The organism is Microcystis sp. M109S1 (assembly GCF_020247025.1).
GTDB lineage: Bacteria > Cyanobacteriota > Cyanobacteriia > Cyanobacteriales > Microcystaceae > Microcystis.
On the sequence record NZ_JADBRW010000062.1, the window covers coordinates 1 to 4,604 of the forward strand.

The following is a 4,604-nucleotide window of genomic DNA, read 5'->3' on the forward strand; positions in this document are numbered from 1 at the left end:
AAATTCAGGTACTTTTTCCCTGAAAATTAGGTAGTTGACCACCTGAAAATCGGTAAAACCCATCCCCCATCCCCCATCCCCCAACCCCCAACCCCCAACCCCCAACCCCCACCGAAAAACTTTTTCAGCAGACCCTACTTAGCCGAACATCTAAGCGATCGCCGATATGGTCGGGTGCGTCCCACGCAGCCTTTACCTTTTTGAAAACACTTTCAATGATGTAGCTATGGACTGGGAAACTCGAATTACACTGAATCCCGATATTTTAGTGGGAAAACCTATCATTAAAGGGACAAGGATTGAGGAAGTAAGAATTATTGCGATCGCAGTCTGATCGAAAAAATCGGGTCTAAAACCTCATTCTAAGCGCACAATCTCTCCACCTCTGGCTAGAGATAATTCTGCTGCCTGGAGGATTTTGACTAATTGCGTCGCTACCGATCCCGAAGATACAGGAGAATTGACACCCGTAGCCACCGACTCTAAAAAATGTTCGCACAATGCTTTTAGGGGTTCACCATCGGCAATAGGGATAGATTCCGTCTCTTGTCCCCGGGGAATAAAATAGGCTTCCTGACGTTCAAAATAGCCCTTTTGTCGCGTTAAAGGCGATCGAGAGTCTAATTCATTGAAAATTAAAGTCCCTTCGCTGCCAACTATCCCTAAACGTCGCTGTTTATCGGGATTCAACCAACAAAGGTGAATAGTCGCTTGAAAACCATCGCCATAGATCAGGGTTAACCAGACTAAATCGGCTAGATTAGGTTGTAGCCAGAAGGTTCCCCTCGCCTGAACTAATATTGGTGTACTATTTAACCAGCTATTAAAAATCGAGATATCGTGAATAGCTAGATCCCACAAAGCGGACACATCCTGACGGACCGGACCTAAGTGGGTGCGAGTGGCATAACCATAAAGAGGTTTACCGATACCCCCAGATTGCAGGACTTTTTGTCCGGTGATAACGGCGGGATGAAAAAGATAGGTATGATCAACTAATAAAATACGCTGTTTTTTCGCCGCTAATTCCGTTAATTCGCTGCTTTCTTGGGGATTGAGGGTTAAGGGTTTTTCGGCGAGGACGTGATAACCTAAATTAAGAGCATCTTTAATCAGGGGATAATGACTGATGGCGGGAGTAACGACGACTACAGCCGAGATTTCGGGGTGAAGACGAATTGATTCCCAGTCATTGGCTAAAATAACCTTATTAGTATCGAGATTAAATTGATCCCGACAGAGATGAAGTTTTTCAGGGGAGGGGTCAACGATCGCCACTACTTGTGCTGAGGGATGTTGAGAAAAATGACGGACGAAATGGACTCCCCAACGTCCTACCCCTAAGATAGCGATTCCTGTGGACATTTTGCTTACTCAGATAAATCAATCTAGTTTATTTTAAAAGGATTAGGCGCAATTGTTAATTGACTCTGAGACCTGGAAGGGATTATGTTAAAATTTTTTATCGATCGAGGGGGAACTTTTACCGATATAGTGGCGATAATCGATCGACCAGAAATTATTGAACGACTAGCTAGAGATGCCGCTAGATTTCTGATTGTTCCCCTTGCCGATCAACAGTGGATTGTTCTCTATAAACTGCTCTCGGAAAATCCCGAAAAATACCCAGATGCAGTCATTCAAGGGATCAAAGATATTAGCGGTTCCCTAGATAACATCGAAGTGATTAAAATGGGAACAACGGTAGCCACCAATGCGCTGTTAGAAAGAAAAGGAGAGCGCACGGTTTTGTTAATCACCAAAGGTTTTAAAGATGCCTTGAGAATTGGCTATCAAAATCGCCCCGATATTTTTGCCCGTCAAATTATTCTTCCTTCTTTATTATACGAACAAGTTATCGAAGTGGCCGAACGGTACGATCGTCAAGGACAAGAATTAATCGCCGTTAATCCCGCCCAAGTTAAAGCCGATTTAATACCAGTTTATCAAGCGGGTATCCGAAGTTGTGCGATTGTTTTTATGCACGGTTATCGTTATCCCGACCACGAAAAACAAGTGGCAGCCATTGCCGAAGAAATCGGCTTTACTCATCTAGCCATTTCCCATCAAGTCAGTCCTTTAATGAAACTGGTATCCCGGGGAGATACCACGGTAGTCTCTGCCTATCTATCGCCAATTTTACGCCGCTATGTTGATAGTATTAGCCAGCAATTACCGAAAACTAGCTTGTTATTTATGAAATCCGATGGCGGTTTAGTCACTGCCGATAAATTTCAGGGTAAAGATAGCATTTTATCTGGTCCTGCGGGGGGAATAGTCGGGGCAGTACAAACCAGTTTAAGGGCGGGATTTAGCAAAATTATCAGTTTTGATATGGGAGGAACTAGCACCGATGTTTCTCATTTTCAAGGGGAATACGAGCGCCAAACAGATAACGAAATTGCTGGCGTAAGAATGCGAGCGCCGATGTTAAGTATTCACACCGTGGCCGCTGGTGGGGGTTCGATTTTAGTCTATGATGGTTATCGTTTTCGGGTCGGACCAGAAAGTGCCGGAGCTAATCCTGGACCTGCCTGTTATCGACGGGGTGGACCATTAACAATTACCGATGCTAATGTTTTGTTAGGAAAAATTCAAGCCGCCTATTTTCCCGCTATTTTTGGACAAGAAGGAAATTTACCCCTAGATAAAGAGATTGTGCTGACAAAGTTTCAAGAATTGGCGGCAACAATGGGGGGTAATAATAGTCCTGAAATGTTGGCTGCCGGGTTTATTCAAATTGCCGTGGAAAATATGGCTAATGCGATTAAAAAAATCTCTCTACAAAAGGGTTATGATCTCAGTGATTATACTCTTTGTACCTTTGGCGGTGCCGGGGGTCAAGTGGCCTGTTTAATTGCCGATACTCTGGGAATGAAAAGTATTTTTCTCCATCCCTACGCCGGGGTTTTAAGCGCCTACGGCATGGGTTTGGCCGATTTGAGGGTAATTAAAGAAAAAGCGATCGAACAGGGGTTAAATGCCGATTTAATCGGGGAGTTGCTCACGGAAATGAACGAATTAGAAGTTTTAGCGGGTCGGGAATTAGAGGATTATAATCAGGTGCGGCAGCAAGTTAGTTTAAAATATCAAGGCAGTGATGCCACTTTAGCGGTTAATTTTAGCGATCAAATGCGTCAGGATTTTGAACGGGAACATCAAAGACGTTATGGGTTTAAGCAAGAACAAAAAGCTTTAATTGTTGAGTCGATTGCCGTGGAATTGATCCAGACTATGGACAGTCCCAAAGAAGCAATTTTAACTCGCTCCCGTCCGATGGGAGAATTACCTCCTATCCTCGATCGAGTAGCGGTTTTTATGGCTAATCAATGGCGGGAAACGCCAATTTATCAGCGTTCAGATCTGCAACCTTTTGATTGTCTGGCAGGACCTGCAATTATTATCGAAAAAATTAGCACGATTGTGATTGAACCGGGTTGGATGGCAAAATTAACGGAGAAAAATCATTTAATTCTCTCCAAAGATTAACTAATTGAACTACTTAGAAATATCTACAGCAGTTATTCTAATTGATCAATTCTCATTTCGCCGAGGTATTTACGGAGATAGGGAGAAAAAACCTCGTAAATCAGGGTAAGGGGTTGGCGAGCGTGCCAAAATAGGTAATGACGACCCCAAAATGCTCCTTTTTCCCCAAAAGCTATTTCTAATTCCGGGGAATGACCGTAATAAAGTCCCTGCACATCGCGATACAATTCCGTGTGCAGCCGCGAGAGACTTTCCCAAATCGGTAGGGAACGATTTTCCAGATATTCGTCCACTTGATTGACAGACCACCAAGAAGCGGCATAGGCTAACCTTTGACCACTAGCTGTGCGTAACCAGACTTGACGACGCAATCTCGGCCCCGGAATCAGGCTAATTTTCATCGGTGCGCCATCCTCATCGTCGCCGATGGGGGACATATCGATCACATCTACTTCCGTTTTTTCACCGGTTAAAAGTTGTAAATGACGGGTGGGAGAACCATCGCCGAGAATTAAAATCTGCCACGGGGGGGCGAGTTGGCTATGGGGTAAACCTTGTTTAACATCGGTTTCGTCTCCTTGCCAGAGAGGGGACAGGGAGTACCAAGGACGATTAAGCAGCGGCTTTTCTTGGGGGCGGAGGATAGCAGTCAAGGTTTGTTACAAAACTTTATGATTTTTTCATTAATCATAACACGGGATTTTTGTCTGCTGGCGATAAAAGCGATCGTCCTACGCCAATCCTCTCTAGCTTTTTCGTGGGTGCATCTCACATTTGCAGAAATACCAACAATCAGCAATTATCAGTGACCCTTAAATTATTACAGATATATCAGCTGCTGCCTGTAAGCATCCCACCGAAAAACTAATGCGCTCCGGGGTTTGGGGGCGGCGCCACGCACCCAACGGGGGGGGTTGGGTAGGGTTGATTCATTTAAATTAAGTACAGCGGATTTTGAGTCAATAAATTTGACCGAAGATTCTCAATTTTATCTTTTTCTAATCAAAAGAGTTAGTCACAATAACTAATCTTTAATCCTCTGCCAATATTTATTATGAATAAATTGATAAAGCTTGTTCCCAAGCCACTAAAAGCCTATCTCTCTTGAAATTGTC

At 43.9% G+C, this 4,604-nt stretch carries 4 protein-coding genes; 2 read left to right on the forward strand and 2 right to left on the reverse strand.

The window, feature by feature from the left end:
* The first annotated feature begins 226 nt into the window (after positions 1 to 226).
* Positions 227 to 334 (forward strand): DUF433 domain-containing protein, encoded by a 108-nt coding sequence (locus IM322_RS02815; protein WP_287673237.1) that lies wholly within the window; start codon positions 227 to 229, stop codon positions 332 to 334.
* Positions 335 to 357: 23 nt separating this feature from the next.
* On the opposite strand, the gene IM322_RS02820 is transcribed toward IM322_RS02815, so the two are convergent.
* A complete protein-coding gene (locus tag IM322_RS02820; RefSeq protein ID WP_287673239.1) occupies positions 358 to 1,365 on the reverse strand; it encodes a Gfo/Idh/MocA family protein in 1,008 nt (335 codons plus the stop codon).
* Between the two features lie 84 nt (positions 1,366 to 1,449).
* Here IM322_RS02820 and IM322_RS02825 point away from each other — a divergent pair, with 84 nt between their 5' ends.
* A complete protein-coding gene (locus tag IM322_RS02825) occupies positions 1,450 to 3,489 on the forward strand; it encodes a hydantoinase/oxoprolinase family protein (RefSeq protein WP_287673240.1) in 2,040 nt (679 codons plus the stop codon).
* Positions 3,490 to 3,521: 32 nt separating this feature from the next.
* On the opposite strand, the gene IM322_RS02830 is transcribed toward IM322_RS02825, so the two are convergent.
* A complete protein-coding gene (locus IM322_RS02830; protein ID WP_286826973.1) occupies positions 3,522 to 4,142 on the reverse strand; it encodes a chorismate lyase in 621 nt (206 codons plus the stop codon).
* Between the last annotated feature and the right edge of the window lie 462 nt (positions 4,143 to 4,604).